19 protein-coding genes are annotated in these 20,644 nt (G+C 60.2%); 8 read left to right on the plus strand and 11 right to left on the minus strand.

From position 1 onward, the window contains the following. Positions 1-16 precede the first annotated feature (16 nt). Together JWU58_RS08965 and JWU58_RS08970 are read left to right on the plus strand one after the other, a co-directional pair. Positions 17-907, plus strand: coding sequence for an ATP-binding protein (locus tag JWU58_RS08965; protein WP_206421788.1), 891 nt, complete (start codon positions 17-19; stop codon positions 905-907). Next, positions 904-1,386, plus strand: a complete 483-nt coding sequence (locus tag JWU58_RS08970; RefSeq protein ID WP_016770850.1) for a GAF domain-containing protein — start codon at positions 904-906, stop codon at positions 1,384-1,386. Before JWU58_RS08965 ends, JWU58_RS08970 begins: the two co-directional genes overlap by 4 nt. On the opposite strand, the gene JWU58_RS08975 is transcribed toward JWU58_RS08970, so the two are convergent. The 8 genes from JWU58_RS08975 to JWU58_RS09010 form a co-directional block, all read right to left on the minus strand. Further along, positions 1,387-4,332 (minus strand): HD domain-containing phosphohydrolase, encoded by a 2,946-nt coding sequence (locus JWU58_RS08975; RefSeq protein WP_206421789.1) that lies wholly within the window; start codon positions 4,330-4,332, stop codon positions 1,387-1,389. Positions 4,333-4,381: 49 nt separating this feature from the next. After that, positions 4,382-8,026, minus strand: a complete 3,645-nt coding sequence (locus JWU58_RS08980) for a transporter substrate-binding domain-containing protein (RefSeq protein ID WP_206421790.1) — start codon at positions 8,024-8,026, stop codon at positions 4,382-4,384. 8 nt (positions 8,027-8,034) lie between these two features. Next, entirely contained in the window at positions 8,035-8,661 is a 627-nt protein-coding gene (locus tag JWU58_RS08985; protein ID WP_016770847.1) for a response regulator transcription factor, read from the minus strand. Positions 8,662-9,033: 372 nt separating this feature from the next. Next, positions 9,034-10,362, minus strand: coding sequence for a deoxyguanosinetriphosphate triphosphohydrolase (locus JWU58_RS08990; RefSeq protein WP_016770846.1), 1,329 nt, complete (start codon positions 10,360-10,362; stop codon positions 9,034-9,036). A gap of 69 nt (positions 10,363-10,431) precedes the next feature. Beyond that, entirely contained in the window at positions 10,432-11,595 is a 1,164-nt protein-coding gene (locus JWU58_RS08995; RefSeq protein ID WP_024013699.1) for an EAL domain-containing protein, read from the minus strand. A gap of 120 nt (positions 11,596-11,715) precedes the next feature. Then, positions 11,716-12,054 (minus strand): hypothetical protein, encoded by a 339-nt coding sequence (locus JWU58_RS09000; RefSeq protein ID WP_016770844.1) that lies wholly within the window; start codon positions 12,052-12,054, stop codon positions 11,716-11,718. Continuing rightward, on the minus strand, positions 12,051-12,437 hold the full coding sequence (locus JWU58_RS09005) for a phage holin family protein (protein WP_008079909.1): 387 nt from the start codon (positions 12,435-12,437) through the stop codon (positions 12,051-12,053). The genes JWU58_RS09000 and JWU58_RS09005 overlap by 4 nt, the downstream gene beginning before the upstream one ends. Positions 12,438-12,439: 2 nt before the next feature. Beyond that, entirely contained in the window at positions 12,440-12,754 is a 315-nt protein-coding gene (locus tag JWU58_RS09010) for an ElaB/YgaM/YqjD family protein (RefSeq protein ID WP_016770842.1), read from the minus strand. Between the two features lie 301 nt (positions 12,755-13,055). Between JWU58_RS09010 and JWU58_RS09015 the strand changes: the two genes are divergently transcribed. Further along, positions 13,056-14,264, plus strand: coding sequence for an ammonium transporter (locus JWU58_RS09015; RefSeq protein ID WP_206421791.1), 1,209 nt, complete (start codon positions 13,056-13,058; stop codon positions 14,262-14,264). On the opposite strand, the gene JWU58_RS09020 is transcribed toward JWU58_RS09015, so the two are convergent. Then, a complete protein-coding gene (locus tag JWU58_RS09020; RefSeq protein WP_016770839.1) occupies positions 14,261-15,973 on the minus strand; it encodes a cation:proton antiporter in 1,713 nt (570 codons plus the stop codon). The genes JWU58_RS09015 and JWU58_RS09020 overlap by 4 nt on opposite strands. Positions 15,974-16,170: 197 nt before the next feature. Here JWU58_RS09020 and JWU58_RS09025 point away from each other — a divergent pair, with 197 nt between their 5' ends. The 3 genes from JWU58_RS09025 to JWU58_RS09035 all read left to right on the plus strand — a co-directional run bounded on the left by JWU58_RS09025 (position 16,171) and on the right by JWU58_RS09035 (position 17,798). Then, positions 16,171-16,410: a glutaredoxin family protein gene (locus tag JWU58_RS09025; RefSeq protein WP_024013696.1), complete on the plus strand. Its 240-nt coding sequence runs from the start codon at positions 16,171-16,173 to the stop codon at positions 16,408-16,410. A gap of 109 nt (positions 16,411-16,519) precedes the next feature. Further along, a complete protein-coding gene (locus tag JWU58_RS09030; protein WP_016770837.1) occupies positions 16,520-16,837 on the plus strand; it encodes a hypothetical protein in 318 nt (105 codons plus the stop codon). Between the two features lie 70 nt (positions 16,838-16,907). Continuing rightward, complete coding sequence (locus JWU58_RS09035; protein ID WP_206421792.1) at positions 16,908-17,798, plus strand: pseudouridine synthase; 891 nt, start codon at positions 16,908-16,910, stop codon at positions 17,796-17,798. An 82-nt stretch (positions 17,799-17,880) separates the two neighbouring features. Here JWU58_RS09035 and JWU58_RS09040 read toward each other — a convergent pair whose 3' ends face one another. Both JWU58_RS09040 and mobA read right to left on the minus strand, forming a co-directional pair. Next, a complete protein-coding gene (locus tag JWU58_RS09040; RefSeq protein WP_016770600.1) occupies positions 17,881-18,102 on the minus strand; it encodes a YgdI/YgdR family lipoprotein in 222 nt (73 codons plus the stop codon). A gap of 78 nt (positions 18,103-18,180) precedes the next feature. Next, the gene (mobA, locus tag JWU58_RS09045) at positions 18,181-18,783 is read right to left on the minus strand and encodes a molybdenum cofactor guanylyltransferase MobA (protein WP_016770599.1); all 603 of its coding nucleotides are present in this window, start codon (positions 18,781-18,783) and stop codon (positions 18,181-18,183) included. 81 nt (positions 18,784-18,864) lie between these two features. On the opposite strand from mobA, the gene moaB reads away from it, so the two are divergent. Next, a complete protein-coding gene (gene moaB / locus JWU58_RS09050; protein WP_016770598.1) occupies positions 18,865-19,404 on the plus strand; it encodes a molybdenum cofactor biosynthesis protein B in 540 nt (179 codons plus the stop codon). Continuing rightward, positions 19,388-20,614, plus strand: a complete 1,227-nt coding sequence (locus JWU58_RS09055) for a molybdopterin molybdotransferase MoeA (RefSeq protein ID WP_130927529.1) — start codon at positions 19,388-19,390, stop codon at positions 20,612-20,614. Before moaB ends, JWU58_RS09055 begins: the two co-directional genes overlap by 17 nt. Positions 20,615-20,644: the final 30 nt, after the last annotated feature.

The raw sequence follows: 20,644 nt of genomic DNA on the forward strand, positions 1-20,644 counted from the left end.
TGCCCGAGGAGAAGACGTGGATTCCCGATTGAATGCTTTTCTTGAACGCGCCGAGTCGGTTCTGGCGCGAATCGAACCACTGTTGCCGGCACCGCGCCCCGTCATTGACTGGAACACATGCCTGGCAGCGCGCTGGCAGCGTGACGGTCGCAGCGGCTACCTGTTGCCGCTGGAAGTCAGCCTCGACATGCGTCTGTCCGACCTGATCGGCGTCGACCGGCAGTTGGGGCAGTTGGGGCGCAACACACAACAATTTCTTGATGGCATGCCGGCCAACCACGCCTTGCTCTGGGGCTCGCGCGGTACCGGCAAGTCTTCGCTGGTGCGTGCGTTGCTGGCCGAGCACGCCGCTGCCGGCCTGCGTCTGATCGAGATCGAACGCGATCACTTGGCTGACCTGCCACGGGTGGTCGAGCAAGTCGCCAAATTGCCGCAACGTTTCGTGCTGTTCTGCGATGACCTGTCGTTCGAATCCGGCGAAGGCGACTACCGCGTGCTGAAAAGCGTGCTCGACGGTTCGCTCGAGCAGGCCCCCGACAACGTCTTGCTGTACGCCACTTCCAACCGCCGCCACCTGGTGCCGGAAAAGGAAAGCGACAACGAAAACTGGAAGCGCGTCGACGGCGAACTGCACCCGAGCGAAGCGGTGGAAGACAAGATCGCCCTGTCCGACCGTTTCGGTCTGTGGCTGTCGTTCTACCCGTTTACCCAGGAACATTTTCTCAACGTCGTCGAGCATTGGATCGGACAGTTGGCCGCCAAGGCCGGCCTGAGCTGGCAGCGCGACGAAGCACTGGACATCCTCGCCGTGCGCTGGGCCACCGGCCGCGGTAATCGCAACGGACGTTGCGCGTATCAATTCGCCCGCTACTGGGTGGGACTGAAATTGCTGGAGCACAAGGCATGATTGATTTGCAACAAAGCGGCCAGGGCCTCGAAGGCTACGGTATGTTGGCCGCGCAACTGGAATCGCTACTGGCGGACGAACGCGACTTCATCGCCAATGCCGCGCAATTTTCCGCATTCCTGTTCAACCAGCTCGATGATCTGAACTGGGCCGGTTTCTACCTCAATCGCAACGAAGAGCTGGTGCTCGGCCCGTTTCAGGGCCAGATCGCGTGCGTGCGCATCCCGTTCGGGCGCGGTGTGTGCGGCGCTGCTGCTGCCAGCCTGCAAACCCAGCGCGTCGAGGATGTGCATGCTTTCCCGGGCCACATCGCCTGCGACAGCGCTTCCAACAGCGAACTGGTAGTGCCCTTGGTCAAGGACGGTCGCCTGATCGGCGTGCTCGACCTCGACAGCCCGAAGCTGGCGCGTTTCGGCGCCGAAGATCAGGCCGGCATCGAGCAACTGGCGGCGATTTTCCTGCGCCTGACCGACTGCTGATCAACCGCTGAGGCCAGCTTTGTGCAACAGGCTGGCCGTATCCACGCTGTCGATTTGCGCGGGATCAAGAAACCGCGTCGCGTACTGCATGTACACACCCTCATTGATGAACAGGCCGAACAACGGCGCATCGATGTGCGCTTCACGGCACATGGTCGCCATGATCCCCAGCGCCTCGCTCAACGACTTGGCTTTCTTGTAAGGGCGATCGGCGGCGGTCAGCGCTTCGAAAATATCGGCAATCGCCATCATCCTCGCCGGCAGGCTCATCTCCTCGCGTTTCAGCCGTTTCGGATACCCGGTGCCGTCCATTTTTTCATGATGACCGCCGGCGATCTCGGCAATGCTGTCCAGGTGACCGGGGAAGGGCAGGTGGCTGAGCATCATGATCGTCTGCACCATGTGATGGTTAATGATGTAGCGCTCTTCACGGGTAAGGGTGCCGCGGGCGATCTTCAGGTTGTACAGCTCGCCGCGGTTGTACTTGTACTCGGGTACATCGAGTTTGAAGCCCCAGGGGTTGTCCTCGGGGATCAGCTCGTTCTTGTCGCGTTCGATCAGATGCTCGGGTTTGTCGGCGAGCAGTGTTTCACTGACGGGCAGCGTCGCCGCCGGTGTTTTTGCCTGGCGGCGGTTTTCTTCCCATGACACACCGAGGCGATCATCCAGTGTGCGCAGCCATCTGCGTTGCGCGACTTGCTCGAGGCGCAGCAGATCGGCCTCGGCCATGGCCTCGCCACCGAGATTGCAGCGGGCGACAAAGGCGAAGTCGTCATCGAGCATCAGCAACTCACTATCACGGGCGCGGGCCAGCGCCGCTTCGTCTGCACCGTTCGCCAGCGTCTGCCAGTAGTTGATCCACACGTCACGCTTGAGCACCTCGAAGCGGGTGCGGATTTCGTGGATGCGGTCGTTAATGGTCTCGAGCTTGGTGGCTTTGTCGACCACGTATTCCGGCGTCGTGACCTTGCCGCAATCGTGCAGCCACGCTGCGATGTGCAACGCCTCCCATTCATCCTCGCTCGGTTGGTAAGCGCTGAACGCCGGGTCCTGGCTTGCCGCAGCGGCCTGGGCGAGCATCAGCGTCAATTCCGGAACCCGCTGGCAGTGGCCACCGGTGTAGGGGCTCTTGGCATCGATCGCGCTGGCGAGCAGTTGGATGAAGGCATCGAGCAGTTGTTTCTGCCGCGCTTGCAGACGCTGACTTTCGATGCTCACCGCCGCCGCGCCGGACACCGCCTGCAAGAAGGCGATACGGTCGGGGCGCAGCTTTTCCAGGTCGCCCGGCGCGCCGCTGTCATTGACCAGCAGAATCAGCAGGCCGATGGTTTCGTCGTGCTGGTTGTGCAGGCGGATGCCGATCAGGTGGATGCGCGGTGATTCCATGGCCAAGAGGATTTTCTGCAAGTCGCCGGCCTGATCGAAGCCCAGATGGCTGACGGTATTGTTGGCGCTGGCCAGTTGCTCGAACCACGCCGGGCCGGTGTTTTTGTGCAGCTCACGTCCCTCAATGTCGAACGCCTCCAGCTTCTGCGGCACGCCATCAATCACCAGTCCATAAGGTTCCATGCGCGCGCCGTCGGCTTCGCGCAGGTAGATCAGACCGGCCTGTGCCTGAGCGATCTGCACGGTTTCGAACAGCACGCGTTCGAGTAGCGGGGCAAAACGGGTTTCGGCGCAAAGGCTGTCGGTGATGCGGAAGAAACTGCCCAGGGTTTCTTTCATCCGCGCCATCGACAGGCTCAATTGATCGACTTCCAGTACGGGCGAGCGGCGCGCCAGCGGAGAACTGAAGTCGAAGCTGCGGATCGCGTCGGCTTCCTTGACCAGGGCATGCAGCGGCTTGACCAGAATCCGCGAAATCACCCAGCCCAATGGCAGGCACAGCAACAGGATGGCGAGGGTGATCAGCGCGCCTTGCCAGCGCATCCGGAACGCGTCCACCAGCAATTCGTCTTCCGGCACCAGCAGCGCCAGTTGCAGGCCTTTCGGCCCGCCTTCCTCGATGCTGGTGCGCGCGACGATCCATTGCCGGTCGTTTACTTGCAGACGCTTGCCGATAGTGTCGGAGCTGAGCAGCGTGTTCAGCTCAGGGCTGAGATCGGCCGCTCTGGCCAGACGCGCAGTGCGGTCATCGATGATCAGGCGATGGCTGTCGTGATACGCCACGGCGTTGCCGTCGGTGTCGTACAACGCGATCTCTGTCGAAGGCGTGACCCGGTGCTTGCCCAGGGCGGTCGACAGCGAAGCGAGGGTCAGATCGGCGCCAATCACCGCGTTCTCGCCGCTGCGCCTGGCCAGCGTGGTGCCGACATTGTGGGTCGAGAAAAATACATAGGGCTCGGTGGTGATTTGCCCGGCCTGTTGCAGGGCGTCGCTGAACCAGGTTCGGCTGCGCGGATCGTAAGGCTCGTCTGGATGATCGCGGCGGCTGAGCGGCGTCAGCGCCTGATCAAAGAACAGTGACTGCGAGCGTACAGTGCCTTGCGGCTCGTGCTCGATGCTCCAGACCTGATAGGCCGCCGCTTCCGGCGCCTGAAGCTGTGCCTTGAGTTCCGCCGTGCGCAGCGCGCGCACCATGAAGAAATCACCATTGGTATAACCCAGATACAGCGATGCCAGCGCCGGGTTGTCGGTGAGCGACTGGCTGAAGGGTTTGAGCAACGGCAGGCGTTGTTGCAGATCGCTCGCGTGGGCCGCCGGGGTGTCCGCCAGCAGGCTCAGCAGGTTGCGGATCGGTTGATAGGTTGCCTGCAGATCGAGGCGTACATCCTGCTCGATGCGGTCAAACAGCTTTTCGCTGCTCGACAGGATGATCTGCGTGGTCTGGTGGTAATTGAACAGGCCCAGCACCACGCCCGTAAGCAATAAAAGAAAGGTGAACATGACGCTGATGTGCACGTGCAGCGGCAACCGGCGTTGCTCGGGGCGCAGTGGGCTGTGCATTGCTGGCTCTCCATGAATGTTTAACTCACTGCTCAGCGTCCAAGCATAGTTAAGACTCGCTGACTGTGCCTTGATCGGCCAGGGTCAATTGCTGCTGCAGGGCCTGCGCCAGTTCGAGCATCGCCTGGCTGGTTGCCGCCCAGCGACGGGCAATCTCCTGTGATGCGAGCGCTTGCTCGCAAGCGGTCTCAAGCTCATCACAACATTCAATCAGCCGCGAGGCCTGCGCGATGCGTGCTGCGCCCTTGATCTTGTGCGCAACCACCGCCAGCGCTTCGCGATCATCCTCGGGCGACAGCCTGAGCAGTTCCTCGCGGTCGAGGCGGCTGCTCTTGAGCAGCTCCACCAGCATGCGTCGGGTCTGCGCCGGGTTGTTACCGGTCAGCAAGCTCAGACTTTGCAGGTCGAACACCGAGGCCGGTGAAGCCGGCGTGATGCCGTCGATCCACTGTCCGAGCAGGGTCAGACTCAACGGCTTGAACAGGCAGTCGTCCATGCCGGCGAGCTTGCAGCGCTGGACTTCTTCCGGCTGGGCATTGGCGGTGAAACCCAGCACGGTGCACGGTGGGCGATGGTTTTGCAGTTCAAGCTGGCGAATCCCACGGGTCATGTCATAGCCGTTCATCAAGGGCATGTTGCAGTCGACGATCACCAGATCGAAATGATCGGCCTTCCACCGCTCGAGGCCGCTGCAGCCATCTTGGGCAATGCTGAAGCGATGTCCGAGAAATTCCAGTTGCTGACACATGAGCAGACGGTTGGCCGGATGGTCGTCGACAACCAGGACATGTAACGGCGTTGTCGCAGGCTTGATCAACGGTTCGCTTTTCGGCGGATTCGCCTTTGCCGGCAGGCTGTCCAGCGGCAGCGATATGCACACCTGAGTGCCGATGCCGGGCTGGCTGCTCAACTGCAGTTGTCCGCCCATCATTTCGCACAGGTTGCGACTGATCACCAGCCCCAGTCCGGCACCGTTTTTTGCCTGCCGACTGCCGTTTTCCGCCTGCGAGAATGGCTCGAACAAGCGCTGTTGATCTTCGGCGCTGATGCCTGAGCCGCTGTCCTGCACGGTCAGCTGCATCAATGTTCGCCCAGCAGCGTCTGCCGGGATCAGGTCGAGGGTGATCCGCACGTGGCCGCTTTCGGTGAACTTGATAGCGTTGCTGACCAGGTTGGACAGCACCTGCTTGAAGCGCAGCGGATCCAGATGCACATCCACAGCCGGGTGCGGCGGGTTGAAGACGACTTGCAAGGCAAGGTTTTTCTGCCGCGCGAGGCCGTCGAAGATGCGTGCAACGGAGGTCACCGTGTCGACCAGATTGATCCATTCCGGGGACAGGCTCAGACGTCCCGACTCAATGCGGGCAATGTCGAGGATATCACCGATCAGCCCGAGCAGATCCTTGGCCGAATGATAGGCCGTGTCGATCGAAGCGCGATCGGGATGTTGCGGATCGATGCGTCGCAGGGTCAGTTCGAGCATGCCAATCACGGCGTTCATCGGTGTACGGATCTCATGGCTCATGGTTGCCAGGAAGGTACTTTTGGCCCGGTTCGCCTCGTCCGCCTGTTCTTTGGCTGCACGCAGTTTTTCAAACAATTGGCGGCGTTCACTGATGTCTATCCAGCCGCCGATAATCCCTTGAACGTCACCGCTGGAGTCGCGGTAGGGAAGAATCCAGTGGTAAATCGTCAAGCGGCGGTTGCCGATGTGCAGGGGCCGGTCGAGTATCAACGGAATGCCTTCGGCAATGACTCTCTGGTAATCGGCCTGGAATGCCTCGGCCTCGCATGCGTTGCTCAGGGTGCCCTGCATCACGCCTTTGCCGATGATGTCCTCGCGTCTGGCGTTGAACGCTTCGAGATAACTGTCGTTGCAACTTTGCAGCAGACCCTGGCGATCTCGCACGTAGATCGGGTGCGGCGTGCCGTTGACCAGCGAGCGCATGAACTCCAGTTGATCGTTCAGTGCACGTTCGGCAGCCTGGCGTTGTTTGATCTGGTGGCGCATGTAGGCGTTCCAGGTCAACAACAGCAGCAGGATCAGGCCGGCGGCTGCGATCACTTGGTAGAACAGGCGCTGGTAGTTTTGCCAGATGTTCTGTGATGCCGTGGAGTAACCGCGCCAGCGGCCGTTGATCACGCCGAGCTCCTCGGGAGCGATGCTCAGCAGCGCCTTGTTGATGATCGAGGCCAGTTCGGTGTTGTCACGGGCGGTTGCCAGCGAGAAGGCTGCCTGACTGGTGCCGATCGTGGTGGTGATTTGCAGTTGCCGATCGAATATACGCGATGAGATGAAATAGTTGGCGATCACCAGCGAGTTCACCGCACCGTCGACATGGTTCTCGGCGAGCATCGACACGGCGCTGAACGTGTCGGGGGTTTCGATCAGTTCGATGCCCGGAAAATTCTCATGCAAGTAGGCGACCAGCGGATTGCCTTGGGCGATCGCCAGACGCTTGCCTTTGAGTTGGCCCAGATTGGTCGGGCTGTCGGCGCTTTTGCGGGTCAGCAGCACGTAGGAATTTTCCAGATACGGGCGACTGAAGCTCAGGTTTTTTTCACGTTCGGCGCTGGGCAGCAGGGCGGCAATCAGATCGGCTTTGTGGTTGTCGATCTGCCTGATCATTTCCGCATCGTTGCGGCTGCGCTGAACCTTGAAACGCAGGCCGGTACGCAAGCGGATCAGCTCGAGCAGGTCGGCGCTGATGCCGCGGAAATTGCCGGCGCTGTCGAAGAAGGTCAACGGTGCGTAAGCTTCATTGACCACCACGCTGACGACGGGATGCTGCTTGAGCCAGTTTTCCTCACGATCCGTCAGCTGCAGTTTTCTGTCAGTGAGCAGCAGGTCGCTGCCGGCGCTCCAGCGCTTGGCGATGTCGTCGCGCTGACTGCTCGGGATCGCTGCGAGCACCGTGTCGATAATGCCCAGCAGCTGCGGATTGCTGCGCCGCACGGCGAAGCTGAAGCCATGGGCTTCCTGCTTGCCGAAGTTGGCCATACGGACGTTGTTGAGATAGCCCTTGTTGATCATGTAATGGGTGGAGAGGGTGTCGCCGAGAAACACATCGGCCTGGTCGAAGGCCACCGCGTTGATTGCATTCTGGTAGGACGGATAGCAGGTGATCAGCGCTTTGGGATACAGCGCTTTGATCTCGGGCACCGGCAGGTAGTGATACACCATGCTCAGGCGCAGTCCGGCGAGGCCTTCGGTCAGCGAGCGGGTTTCGTCCTCGCGGGTTACCAGTACCGGCTGATCGACCGCATAGGGTCTGGAAAGCGCGAGGTTGGCATTGCCTGCTTCGTAGCCGTTGGCTGTGCCAAGCAGGTCGATCTGGCCATCGATCAAGGCGCGAATTGCAGCCTCGCGCGAGGGAAAGCGTTGCACGCGAATCGGCAAACCGGTGGCCTGGCCGAGAATCCCTGCGTAATCGGCGGTCAGTCCCTCGTAGTCCTGGCCACTGACGGTCATGTCGAATGGCGGGTAATCAGGTGCGGAGGTACCCAGTTTCAGTTCGCTGCGAGTCTGCAGCCATTGCCGTTGTGACGGCTGCAGGACAGTTTGCACGGCCTCGGTGGCCGAGCGGCTGAGCAATGCATAGTCCGGTGAAGCGCTTGGCGCGGCGAGGGCATTGGCGCTCAGGTACAGAACAGCGCTCAAGGCAATCAGGTAGTCCTTTACACGGCTGGGCATGCGGAGTCTCACACGAGTGCGTTACGTTTGGCCATCTCGATAAGTTCTACAAGGGATCTGGCTTTGAGTTTTTGCATCAGACGCTTTTTATAAGTGCTGACGGTCTTGTTGCTCAGAAACATGCCCTTGGCTATTTCCTTGTTGGTACGTCCCTGAGCAAATAACTGCAATACCATCAGTTCGCGGTCATTGACGGATTTGAACAGTTCAAGTTCAGCATATCGAGTGTCGTCGGCGCGCACCGGATTAAGCGCTTGACTGGGGAAATAGTTATAACCGGAAAGTACCGCTTTGATTGCGCTGACCAATTCGCTCAAGTCTTCCTGCTTGCAGACATATCCCGATGCGCCGGATTGCATGCAACGAATGCCGAACAGCGTAGGACACTGCGCCGTCAGAATCAGAATCTTGAAATTCGAACCCATGGTGTTGAAGCGGGCCAGCACTTCGAGGCCGTCCAGCTTGGGGATGCTGATATCGAGAATGACCAGGTCGGGCATGCATTCACGGACCATCTGCATGGCATCGACACCGTTATCGGTCTCGCCGACGACCTTGTAGCCTTCATGTTCCAGGAGCATTCGCACGGCGAGGCGGATGACCGGATGATCGTCCACAATAAAAACGGAGTTCATAAATAGAGTCCCATGCAAGCATGAATAAAGCGCGCACCTTAGCTCAGATGCACGAGCACTCGCATGGACTGGTAGTGTCGCGACTACGTTATCGGATTAATCCTACGCGTAATGAGGAAAGAGACTACGTTGAAATTAGGTTCGGCGTAAGGAAGGGCGAGCAATCAATTGGCCGAAGATTGAAATGATCCGAAGGCCAATATTGATATTCAATTATTTGTCGATGTTTAAAGTTGCGTTTAATCAGCGGTGTTTATTTGATCGGGTTAATGGGTCAAGCGTAGTTGAATCTCACCTGGTTCACAGGGGCATTCAGCAAAACTCTCATGGTGGTCAGCCGGTCAGATCAGTGACCGGCTGCCCCCTCAAGACTCAGTGACTTGAACGCCCGGTCATTTCCAGTGCCATGTCACTGGCGTAACTGTCGGTCATGCCGGCGATGAAATCGATCATGCGCAGAAACGAACTGTGCAACGAACCCTGCGGATCCGGCGCATTGTTGCCAAGCAAATCGAGGATGCGCCGGCTCTTGAACGACGGCGTGCGACCGTTGTGCTGCTCCAGCGCGGCGCCGCAGAACGAATTGAGCAGGATCTCCAGCGTCGTGTACGCGCCGATCTCGTGCAGGGTCTTGCGCTTGTCCTGAAAGATTTTCTTGCGCGCGATGTCCTTGGCGTTCAACACGCAGCGCTTCGCCGGCCCGTGCATGTGTTCGACCAGATCGCCGTGCAGCGTGCCGGCGAGCAGAGCATCCTGCTGTTCGACAAATGCCCGCGCCGCCGCGTTGGTCAGGTGCTCGATGGCCTTGCCGCGCAGGATCGCCAGTTTACGCCGCCGGGAATCCTGCGGGCCGAGCTGGCGATAGGTTTCCGGCAAATCGTCGCCGACCAGACCGAGCAGCAGTGACTCGACTTCGGCGTATTCGAGCAACTCCATTTCCAGACCGTCTTCGAGATCGATCAGCGCATAGCAGATGTCATCAGCGGCTTCCATCAGGTAGACCAATGGATGGCGTGCCCAGCGCTGGTCTTCGATTTGCGGCAGACCGAGTTTGTGCGCGATCTGTTCGAGCAATGGCAGCTCGCTCTGATAGCAGCCGAATTTGTGTTTCTTGTAGCCGAGGGAGTCGGCGTGGCGCGCGGTCCACGGGTACTTCAGATAGGTGCCCAGCGTCGCGTAGGTCAGGCGCGTGCCGCCGTCGAACTGGTGATATTCCAGCTGCGTCAGCACGCGAAAGCCTTGAGCATTGCCTTCGAAATTGAGGAAATCACCACGCTCGGCCTCGCTCATGCCGTCCAGCCAGCCACGCCCGGCGGCTTGTTGAAACCAGTGGCGAATCGCGTCTTCGCCGGAATGGCCGAACGGCGGATTGCCGATGTCATGCGCCAGGCAAGCCGATTGCACGACCATGCCGAGGTCGGCCGGGTCGCACCAGTCTGGCAGCGCGCTGCGCAAGGTTTCACCGACACGCATGCCCAGCGAACGGCCGACACAACTGACTTCCAGCGAGTGGGTCAGGCGGGTATGAATGTGATCGTTGCTGGTGACCGGGTGCACTTGGGTCTTGCGCCCGAGGCGGCGAAAGGCACCGGAGAAAATGATGCGGTCATGGTCTTTGTGAAAAGGGCTGCGGCCGAGTTCTTGCGGGCTGTGCAGCGGTTTGCCGAGGCGTTCGCGGTTGAGCAGGGTTGGCCAATCCAAGGCTGAATCTCTCCGTCTGGTGACTGATCGTCCTAGCTTCCCGGTTCGGCCCTGTGCCTGCAAGCAGAACTACAGGCCTGCTGCGTCGATATCGATCAACAGCAAGCGTTCACCGTTATCGAAAAACTGTCCGGCAGTCAGGCAATACTGGTTGCTGGTGGCATCGCGATAGGTGTTCGACAGGGTCAGGCGGCGTTCTTCCCAGCCTTCGGCCAGCAGATGATAGAAATACGGTCGCCACGACCAGTTGTGCCCCAGATAGCGGTCATCGGCAAACCAGCCGTCATGGCGCCATTCGAGGTTGGGCGTCAGTTGCGTGCCGTGGCGATCGCACTGATAAAAGCGCAGCAGCCAGGGAAACGCCTGCAATTGCGGCAACGCACTGAGCGGGGCGCGGGCCTGCGCCCATTGCTGCAGAATCGCCATCAGTTCGCTGAGCTGCTGACGCATCTGCATCAGCCTTCCGCGCTCGCTGAGTTTCTGTTTTACGTAGCGCTGCCTGAGTTGGGCGAAATGCGCGACGAAAGCATCCGTAGCGAAGAAGTCTTCCTGCGCCCGGGCGAAAAGAAAACCTTGTACGTAGCGCGAGCCGCACTCCAGGGCGAAATTCAGCTGTGCTTCGGTTTCGACGCCTTCGGCGATGATCCAGCAGCCGGTTTTTTCGGCCATCTGCGCAAGTGCTTTGACCACGTCACTGCTCGGTCCGCCGAGGGCCGCAGCCTGAAACAGGCGCATGTCGAGCTTGAGAATGTCCGGTTGCAGGGCCAGTACCCGATCCAGCTGCGAATAGCCGGCGCCAAAATCATCGATGGCGATTCTCGCCCCTGCGTTACGGTAGCGCCCGACCACGTGAGCCAGGCGTTCGCTGTTACCGCCCAGTTCGGTGATTTCGAAAACGATGCGCTGCGGATCAACCTGGTGTCGCGCCAATTGCTTGAGGCTTGGCAGCGCTTGATCGGCGCGCAGGCGACTGATCCAGCGTGGCGACATGTTCAGGCTGAGAAACCACTCCGCCGGCGCTTCATGCAGGCGGCTGAGGGCGTGGTCACGGATCTGCCGATCGAGACGGCGCAAGGCGGTGGCCGGGGTCCGTGGGTCGGCGAACAATGGCCCGACCGAGGTCAGTTGACCATCGCTCTGGCGCAAGCGACCGAGTGCTTCGACACCAGCGATGCGGCCTGTGGCGGTATCGATGAAAGGCTGAAAACAGGCGAGCGGTTGCCCGTCGATCACGGCAAGTCCTTAATCTTGTTTTTGGTTTGGCCGCGCTTGCCGGATAGGCACGCGGGATGGAATCTCCCGATAAGGAGATTCATCCCGGCGCTATTGCAAGAATGTAGCCAGATGGGCGCTTCAGCGTTTGCCCGAGCTGTGCATGACCAGTCTGATCAGCGGCCCAAGCGTCGTGCCCAGACGCAGCAGTCGCGTCAAACCGCCACCACTGCTGCGTTTCGAGCCTTTGCCGGTGAGGAAACCCAGCAGCGTCACCGCCGCCACGCCCCACAACGGCGCGTGCTTGATGCCAAAACCGTCCTGCACGTTCTGCTTCATGCCACGCATGCGCTGCAACGGTTGCAACACTTGCGCGGTTTCGTGGCGGATTTCCTGACGGTGCATTTCCATGCGCAGGCGGATCAGCGCCTTGCGCATTTCCCGGCGTGAGCTGTTGTGCGGAAGTTCAGGCAGGCTCATGGCAGCAGGCGCTCCCGGTCGTTGGCCAGCTCTTCGAGCGTGCCGTGGAAAGGCGAGGACTCATCGAAAATCGCCGCTTTGAGGCGTAGGCCGCAGAAGATCGACGCCAGCGTGTAAAACACGCACAGGCCGATGATCGCTGCCAGGCGGTAGGTGTCCCAGAAGATGATCATCACCAGCGTCGACAGACCCACCAGCAACAGCAGGGCAAACACCAACGCCAGGCCGGCGAACAGCAGCAGGCTGACAGTGCGTGATTTCTGCTCCTGCAGTTCGATGCCGAACAGCTCGACATGACTGTGCAGCAGGCCCAGAACGGCAGCGCCGAGGCGACGCGTGGAGGAGGCGGTGCCCGCAGTCGGGCCGGATTCACCGATCGACATGATCAGCGCCGAGTTGCCAGCAGGCCGATCAGAAAGCCGACGCCGGCAGCGATGCCCACCGACTGCCATGGGTTGGCCGATACATAGTCTTCAGTAGCGGTGACCGCCGCCTGACCGCGTTCGCGCAGGGTGTCTTCAGTCACTTTCAGGGTTTCCCGGGCACGCAGCAGGCTGTCGTGAATCTGGGCACGCAGCTCATCGGCCTGATCACCAGCGAGGGTCTTGGTGTGCTCGAGCAGGCGTTCGGTGTCGGCGACCAGAGTCTGGAAGTCGTTCATCAGGATTTCTTGAGCAGTCTTTGCCTTGATGCTGGCCATGGGTGGATCTCCGTAGGTGGCTTTGAAGCGTTCGAGTATGAGCCTTGCGCGAAGGTTCAGTGCAAATGCCTGGTACAACTTTTGCTGTGTCGTGGTGCGTCGCTCGGCGTAGGTGCGCTGTTGCCGGGCGTCCAAGCAGAAAAACTCTAATTCATTTGCCGGCGGTTCGTGTTCGGACATCGATTCATGCGCCAAATCAGTTCATCGACCCTGCCGTTGAATGACTGGTGAGTCGTAATTTGGTGCATGAAATGCCCGCATGAACCGCTTTGGTGCCTTTTAGCCTTGGGTCTGCCTCCTCATGGAAAATCTGCAAAGCGCTGTGGACACGCTGGTTCACAGCTCCAACACGTTGTTCATTCTGATCGGTGCGGTGATGGTACTGGCGATGCACGCCGGTTTCGCCTTTCTGGAGGTCGGCACGGTCCGGCAGAAGAACCAGGTCAACGCACTGGCGAAAATCCTCAGCGACTTCGCCGTCTCGACCCTGGCCTATTTCTTTATAGGCTATTGGATCTCCTATGGCGTCACCTTCATGCAACCGGCGGCGGTGCTCACGGCTGACCATGGCTATGGACTGGTGAAGTTTTTCTTCCTGCTGACCTTTGCTGCCGCCATCCCGGCGATCATTTCCGGCGGCATTGCCGAACGCGCGCGGTTCGTCCCGCAGTTGTGCGCGACGGCGCTGATCGTAGCGTTTATCTATCCGTTTTTCGAAGGGCTGATCTGGAACGGCAACTTCGGCTTGCAAGGCTGGCTGACGACGCAGTTTGGCGCGGCATTCCATGATTTCGCCGGCTCGGTGGTGGTGCATGCCGTGGGCGGTTGGCTGGCGTTGGCCGCTGTTCTGCTGCTCGGCCCGCGCAATGGTCGCTATCGCGATGGACGCCTGGTCGCGTTCGCGCCGTCGAGCATTCCGTTTCTGGCGCTGGGCTCGTGGATCCTGATTGTCGGCTGGTTCGGCTTCAACGTGATGAGCGCGCAAACCCTGCAAGGTGTCAGTGGCCTGGTCGCGGTCAACTCGCTGATGGCCATGGTTGGCGGTACCGTCGCCGCGTTGATCGTCGGGCGCAATGACCCTGGCTTTCTGCACAACGGCCCGCTGGCCGGGCTGGTGGCGATTTGCGCCGGCTCCGACCTGATGCATCCGGTCGGTGCGCTGGTGACCGGCGCGATCGCCGGAGCCTTGTTTGTCTGGTGCTTTACCGCTGCCCAAGTCAAATGGCGCATCGACGATGTGCTGGGCGTATGGCCGCTGCATGGTTTGTGTGGAGTGTGGGGCGGGATTGCCTGCGGCATCTTCGGTCAGTCTGTGCTGGGTGGCCTGGGCGGTGTCAGCCTGATCAGCCAGTTGATCGGCACTGCGCTTGGCGTCGCGGTCGCGCTGGTCGGCGGTTTCGTCGTCTACGGCGCGATCAAGGCATTGCATGGGCTGCGCCTGACTCAGGAACAAGAGTATTACGGCGCCGACCTGTCGCTGCACAAGATCGGCGCGGTGAGTCAGGACTAGATTTCCTCATCATTGGCTCCGGGATAGAAACCGTGGAGCAGGCGATAGCGATCGATACGCACTTGATCGACCTTCTCCTGCACTTTGTGTGCGGGCAGGCCAAGCATGATCAGCGCGTGTGAAGCGAGCATCAGGCTCGACTCCAAAAGCTCCGGCACCACCTCGGTGGCGCCGGCAGCTCTGAGTTCCGCCGATTGGCTGTCGTCACGGGTGCGTACCAGAATCGGCACCTGTCGGTTGAGTCGCCGGGCTTCGCGCAGAATGCGCAACGCCACGTCGCTCTGATCCACGGCGATTACCAGCAGCCTGGCGCGCAACAGGCCAACCGCAGTAAGCAGATCGCCACGCGCCGAGTCGCCGTAATGCACGTCGCTTTCCGCGGATGCGGCTTCCTGCACCCGCACCGGATCGTTGTCCAGCGCAACATAGGCTTGCCCGGCGTTGCCCATGAAGCGGCCGATGGATTGGCCGACGCGCCCGTAGCCGCAGATCACCACGTGCTGGTCGAGGTCGGCGTTGAGCGCGCTGATCTGTTCGATCTGCGCTTCCTGATTGGGCTTGCGGTGCAGCACGGCGGCAATGCGCGGCGCCGCACGCAAAAGCAATGGCGTGAGCAGCATCGAACAGAACGTCGCCGCGAGCAGCAGGGCGCCCGGTTCGGCCGGCAACAGGCTGTTCTGCTGCATCTGCGCCATCAAGGCAAAACAGAATTCGCCACCCTGGGCCAGGGCCAGGCCGCTGCGCCATGCGGTTTCGCTGTCACTGCCGCGCCACTTCACCAGCAGCGCGACCACGATGCCCTTGATCAGCATCAGGCCGAGCGTCAGGCCGATGATCAACAGGCTGTGACTGACGAACAATTGCAGGTCGATCAGCATGCCGATGCTGACGAAGAACACGCCGAGCAGAATGTCGCGAAAGGGCCGGATGTCAGCTTCGATCTGGTGCCGGTAATGGCTTTCCCCGAGCAACATGCCGGCGAGGAAAGCGCCGAGTGCAGGCGACAGCCCCAACAAGTGCGTGAGCCAGGCAGTCAGCAGCACGATCACCAGCGCCAGCAGGACGAACAGCTCCGCAGAGCGCGAGGCCGCCACCTCATGAAACAGCCGTGGCAATAACCAGCGACTGGCGAGCAGCAGGCCGAAGAACAGCACCACGGTTTTGCCCAGGGTCAACGGCAAGGCCCAATACCAGGCCTGCTCGCTGGTGCCGGCGAAGACCGGAACCAGTGTCAGCAGCAATACCGCGACAACGTCCTGAAACAGCAACACGCCGACCGCGTTCTGGCCGTGGCTGCTGAATACTTCACCAAGACTGCCCAGCTCCTTGGTCACGATCGCCGTGGATGACAGCGATAACCCTGCGCCGAGCAACAGCGCCGGCATCAGCGGCATGCCCAGGCCCATCAACAGTGTGCCGAGCAGCGCTGTGCTGATCAGCACTTGCTGACTGCCGAGGCGAAACACCACCTGACGCAGCGCAATCATCTTCGACAGGGAGAACTCCAGACCCAGCGAAAACAGCAGAAACACCACGCCCAGCTCGGCGACATCGGGCAGATGTTCGCTCTCGTTGACCCAGTCGAATGCGTTCGGCCCGACCAGTAATCCCACGCACAGGTAACCCAGCACCGGCGGCAGTCGCAGGCGCCGGAACAGGGCAATCACCACCAGGGATGAGGCGAGGATGATCAACAGATTTGCAAACACGGGACACTCCGCTGTCAGGGCGTTGGCCTCTGAAGCGTAGAGGCAAAAAGTCCGCGAGGATGACGCATTTGCAATTTGCGCTGAATGATTTGCGTCAGGATTTTGCGCCGGGAGCGCTGGGTCCTTTGGGCGGCGCCGGGTCGACGAGGGTTTAGTGGCGTCCTAGAATGGGCTCACTTGTTTCCGGTAATGCCGTCATGTCTCCAGAATGTCAGCTGTTCGGCACCCTCGGGTGTCATCTGTGTGAAGTTGCCGAAGCCGAGCTGATGCCCTTCGTCGAGCATGGTCTGCTGGTTGAATTGGTGGACATCACCGAAGACGAATCGTGGTTCGAAAAATACAGCTTGCGCATCCCGGTACTGCGGCGGGTCGACACTGGCGCTGAGCTGGATTGGCCGTTCAGTGGCGACCAGGTAGTGGCATTTTTAGGCTGTTGATTTTGCCTTGATCCTTCCGCTGGTCGCAGCGATACATCCTTGCGTTGGCGCTCGCTGAATTCTTCGGTTACTGTATGTCCATACAGCAATCGAGTCAGAGGGATGAACCGTGGTCAATGTCGAACAGTTGAAGAGCAGCGTTAACCGGATGTCGGTGGACGTGGTGCGCGAGGCCGTCCTCGAATTGCGCCTGGACGGGCTGGTCACGGAAGGCAAGACGCCATTCAACAAGCTGCATTTCAATACCTGCTTTGCCGAAATCGAAGCCCTTTTTCAACGCGCCGGTTATCACAAGCAGCTGGATGTGGTCGGTTATCAGGGACTGTTATACGCGTTGTACGATCCAGGGCGTTGGGAAGCGGTCGATGTGTTGCGCTGGCTGAAGGAGTTCACCGAAGCAGCGGCTCTCAAATCGATTCCGGCCTGATCAAACTGCGCTAGGTGGCTTTGCCTCACTGTTGGATAATGCCGGCCTGCATTGAGGATTTCAGTTTCGTATGACCAGCCCCGTATTTTCCGCTGCGCACAATCAGGCCAGCACCTTGTATTTGCCGCCCGGTCCCTGGCTGACGGTACTCGATTGCCTGTGCGAGCACTTCAGTGCCATCGGCCGCGAACAGTGGCTTGACCGGATTGCTCGCGGACGGGTGCTGGATGCGCAGGGCCAGCCAATTGCGCTGGACTTGCCGTACAGGGAAGGGCTGCGCATTCATTACTTTCGTGAGGTGCCGGACGAAAAGCCGATCCCGGTTCTCGAGTCGATTCTCTATGCCGATGAACACTTGGTGGTGGCCGACAAACCTCACTTTCTGCCAGTCACCCCGGCCGGAGAATATGTCGAACAAACCCTGCTGCGGCGGCTGATCCGTCGGCTGGACAATCCGCATCTGGTGCCGCTGCACCGCATCGATCGGCATACGGCGGGGCTGGTGATCTTCTCGGCCAATCCGCAGACCCGCTCGGCCTATCAGTCATTGTTTCCGACCCGGCAGATCGACAAGCGCTACGAAGCGATTGCCCCGGCGCTGCCAGAGCTGAATTTCCCTTTGGTGCACAAAAGCCGTTTGGTCGATGGCGAGCCGTTTTTCCGCATGCAAGAAGAGCCTGGCGCCAGCAATACCGAAACGGCGGTGGAGGTGCGTGAGAAAAATGGTGATCTGTGGCGCTATGGCCTGTATCCCGTGACGGGCAAGAAGCATCAGTTGCGGGTGCACATGACGGCGCTGGGCGCGAGTATTTGCAACGATCCGTTTTATCCGACTGTGTTGAAAGATGTCGAGGACGACTACGCCAACCCGTTGAAGCTGCTTGCGCAGGGCCTGCGCTTCATTGACCCGGTGACCGGTGAGTTGCGGGAGTTCGAGAGTCAAATCACCTTGCAGTGGTAATGCTGAAACTGCTTTCCGAGCGCCCATGAAAAAGCCCGCATGACAATGCGGGCTTTTCTGTATCCGGTAACGACGCGGAGCCTTACAGCTCTTTAACGGTACGAACCTGATCCTTGTTGATGCGGGTCTCTTTGCCGTCCAGCTGCTGGAACTCGTAGAAGCCCGAATCATCATCGTATTTCGGGGTGTCGACGGCCTGGATTTCGCGACCGTCATTCAAGGTGATCACTGTTGGCGAGGAGCAACCTGCGAGGGTTGCCAGGCCCAGTGCGAGCATGAAAGTGGCGAGGGTCCGTTGAGTCATGAGTGTGTCTCCGAATGGGAAATCTTCTGGTTACTGAGCTTGAGACGTAAACAAGGCGTGAGAGTTCCTTGGATAATGTCAGTCTGACACAGTGTTGTGCAGATGTAACAATTCCGGGGTGTTGAGGTTGGCCAGTCGCGGGTCGTTGTCAGGGCATTGCAATGCGACGGCGCCGAGGCTGCGCATTACCCGCCCCGGGCTGCGCTCGCCTGCATTCCAGGCTGCTTCGAATGCCGGCAACAGCGCCACGGGAATCACGCACAGCAGCGGTTCCCAATGCTCGCCGTGGCGCAGCATTAAAGGTTTTTCACGTTGCAGATTGGCAGTAATCAGCATGTCTTCGAGCAAGGCCTCGTCGATTCGCGGCACATCACATGGCAACACCAGCAGATGCGCATGGCGCGCCGCTTTCAGCCCGGCACGAATACCGGCAAGCGGCCCGGGGAAATCGCCTTCATCATCCATCACCAACTGATCGGCAAACCCGGCATAACGCTCGCGATTGCGGTTGCAGGAGATGATCAGATCGTCGGTCAACGGCCGTACCTTGCGCTGCAAATGCGCGATCAAAGGCTCGCCCAGCCACTCGATAAGCCCCTTGTCCTGACCGCCCATGCGCTGGCCGCGTCCACCGGCCAGAAGCAGGACGGAGCAGGGTGGCAATGGGTTGTTCGAGGGCATGATGACTCTCCAGAGGGGCGGCGGAAAAATGAGCCGCTGTGATATAACACCGGGCTGTTTCCCCTACAACTGGAAGAGCCTATGAAAGCCAAGGCTGATGTACCTTTCGTGCCGCTCAATATTGCGGTGCTGACTGTCAGCGACACCCGAACCCTGGAAACCGATACCTCCGGCCAGGTCTTCGTCGATCGCTTGATCGCGGCCGGTCACGCGCTGGCCGAGCGTGTTTTGCTTAAAGATGATCTCTACAAAATTCGCGCGCAAGTCGCCAACTGGATTGCCGACGATGTGGTTCAAGTCGTGCTGATCACCGGCGGCACCGGCTTCACCGGGCGTGACAGCACGCCGGAAGCGGTGGCATGCCTGCTCGACAAACAGGTCGACGGATTCGGCGAACTGTTCCGCCAGATTTCCGTAGCCGATATCGGCACTTCGACTGTGCAGTCCCGGGCCCTGGCTGGTCTGGCCAACGGCACGCTGGTGTGCTGCCTGCCGGGTTCGACCAATGCAGTGCGCACCGGTTGGGACGGCATTCTCGCTGAGCAACTGGACGCCCGTCATCGTCCCTGCAACTTCGTCACCCATCTCAAGCAGGCGGCGCCTTGTGAATCCCGTGGGTAAGCCGGGCAAGACCGGCAGTTTGCTGCCTGTCGAAACGGCGCTCGAGCGTTTGCTGGCCATGGCCGATGCGTCGCGCATTGTCGAGCGCGAGCACTTGCCGCTGGCTCAAGTCGAAGGGCGGGTGCTGGCGGAAGATTTGATCTCGACACTGGATCTGCCGCCATGGCCGAACAGCGCCATGGACGGCTACGCCTTGAACCTGGCGGATTGGCAGGGCGAGCCGCTGCCAGTCAGCCAAAAAGTTTTTGCCGGGCAGTCTCCACAGCCGTTGGAGCCTGGTACCTGCGCACGCATCTTTACCGGGGCACCGCTGCCGCCGGGCGCTGACTGTGTCGAGATGCAGGAAAACGCCGAAGTTCAGGCCGACGGCCGAGTGCGCTTTCTTGAGCCTTTGAAGGCCGGGCAGAACATTCGTCCGCAAGGGCAGGAAACCACGGTCGGTGAATTGGTGCTGCAAGCTGGCACCCGACTCGGACCGATTGAGCAGGGCCTGGCTGCTTCGCTTGGCTGTGCCGGCCTAAATGTCGTGCGCAAACCTCGCGTCGCTGTTTTGTCCACCGGCGACGAGCTGGTTGAACCCGGTCAGGCATTGGGTCCGGGCCAGATCTACAACAGCAACCGCGTACTTCTGTGCAGTTGGCTGCAGCGTCTGGGTTGTGAAGTGATTGATGGCGGAATTCTCCCGGACGATCTGCCCACCACGCGGGCGCGGTTGGGCGAGCTACAAAATGTCGATCTGATTCTGTCTACCGGCGGGGTCTCGGTCGGTGAGGCGGATTTCCTCGGCATTGCCCTGCGTGAAGAAGGCGAGTTGGCCCTGTGGAAGCTGGCCATCAAGCCCGGGAAACCGTTGACCTTCGGCCATTTTCGCAACGTGCCGGTGATTGGCCTGCCGGGCAATCCCGCCTCGACGCTGGTGACGTTCGCCCTGCTGACGCGGCCTTATCTTTTGCGTCGCCTGGGTGTGCAAGCCGTCGAACCACTCAAGTTTGCAGTGCCAGCAGGCTTTGTCTGGCCGGTGGCCGGCAACCGTCGTGAATATCTGCGCGGGCGCTTGGAACAGGGGCGGGCGATCATTTACCGCAACCAGAGTTCGGGTGTGCTGCGTAGCGCCGCGTGGGCCGACGGGTTGGTGGAAGTCCGAGAGGGCCGCACGCTGAGCGAGGGTGATGAAGTGAGCTTCATTCCCCTCAGTGACCTGCTGGGGTAGCCGGTCTTGCCCATGCACGCGTCGGCGGGT

Source organism: Pseudomonas atacamensis (assembly GCF_017167965.1).
Classification (GTDB): domain Bacteria; phylum Pseudomonadota; class Gammaproteobacteria; order Pseudomonadales; family Pseudomonadaceae; genus Aquipseudomonas; species Aquipseudomonas atacamensis.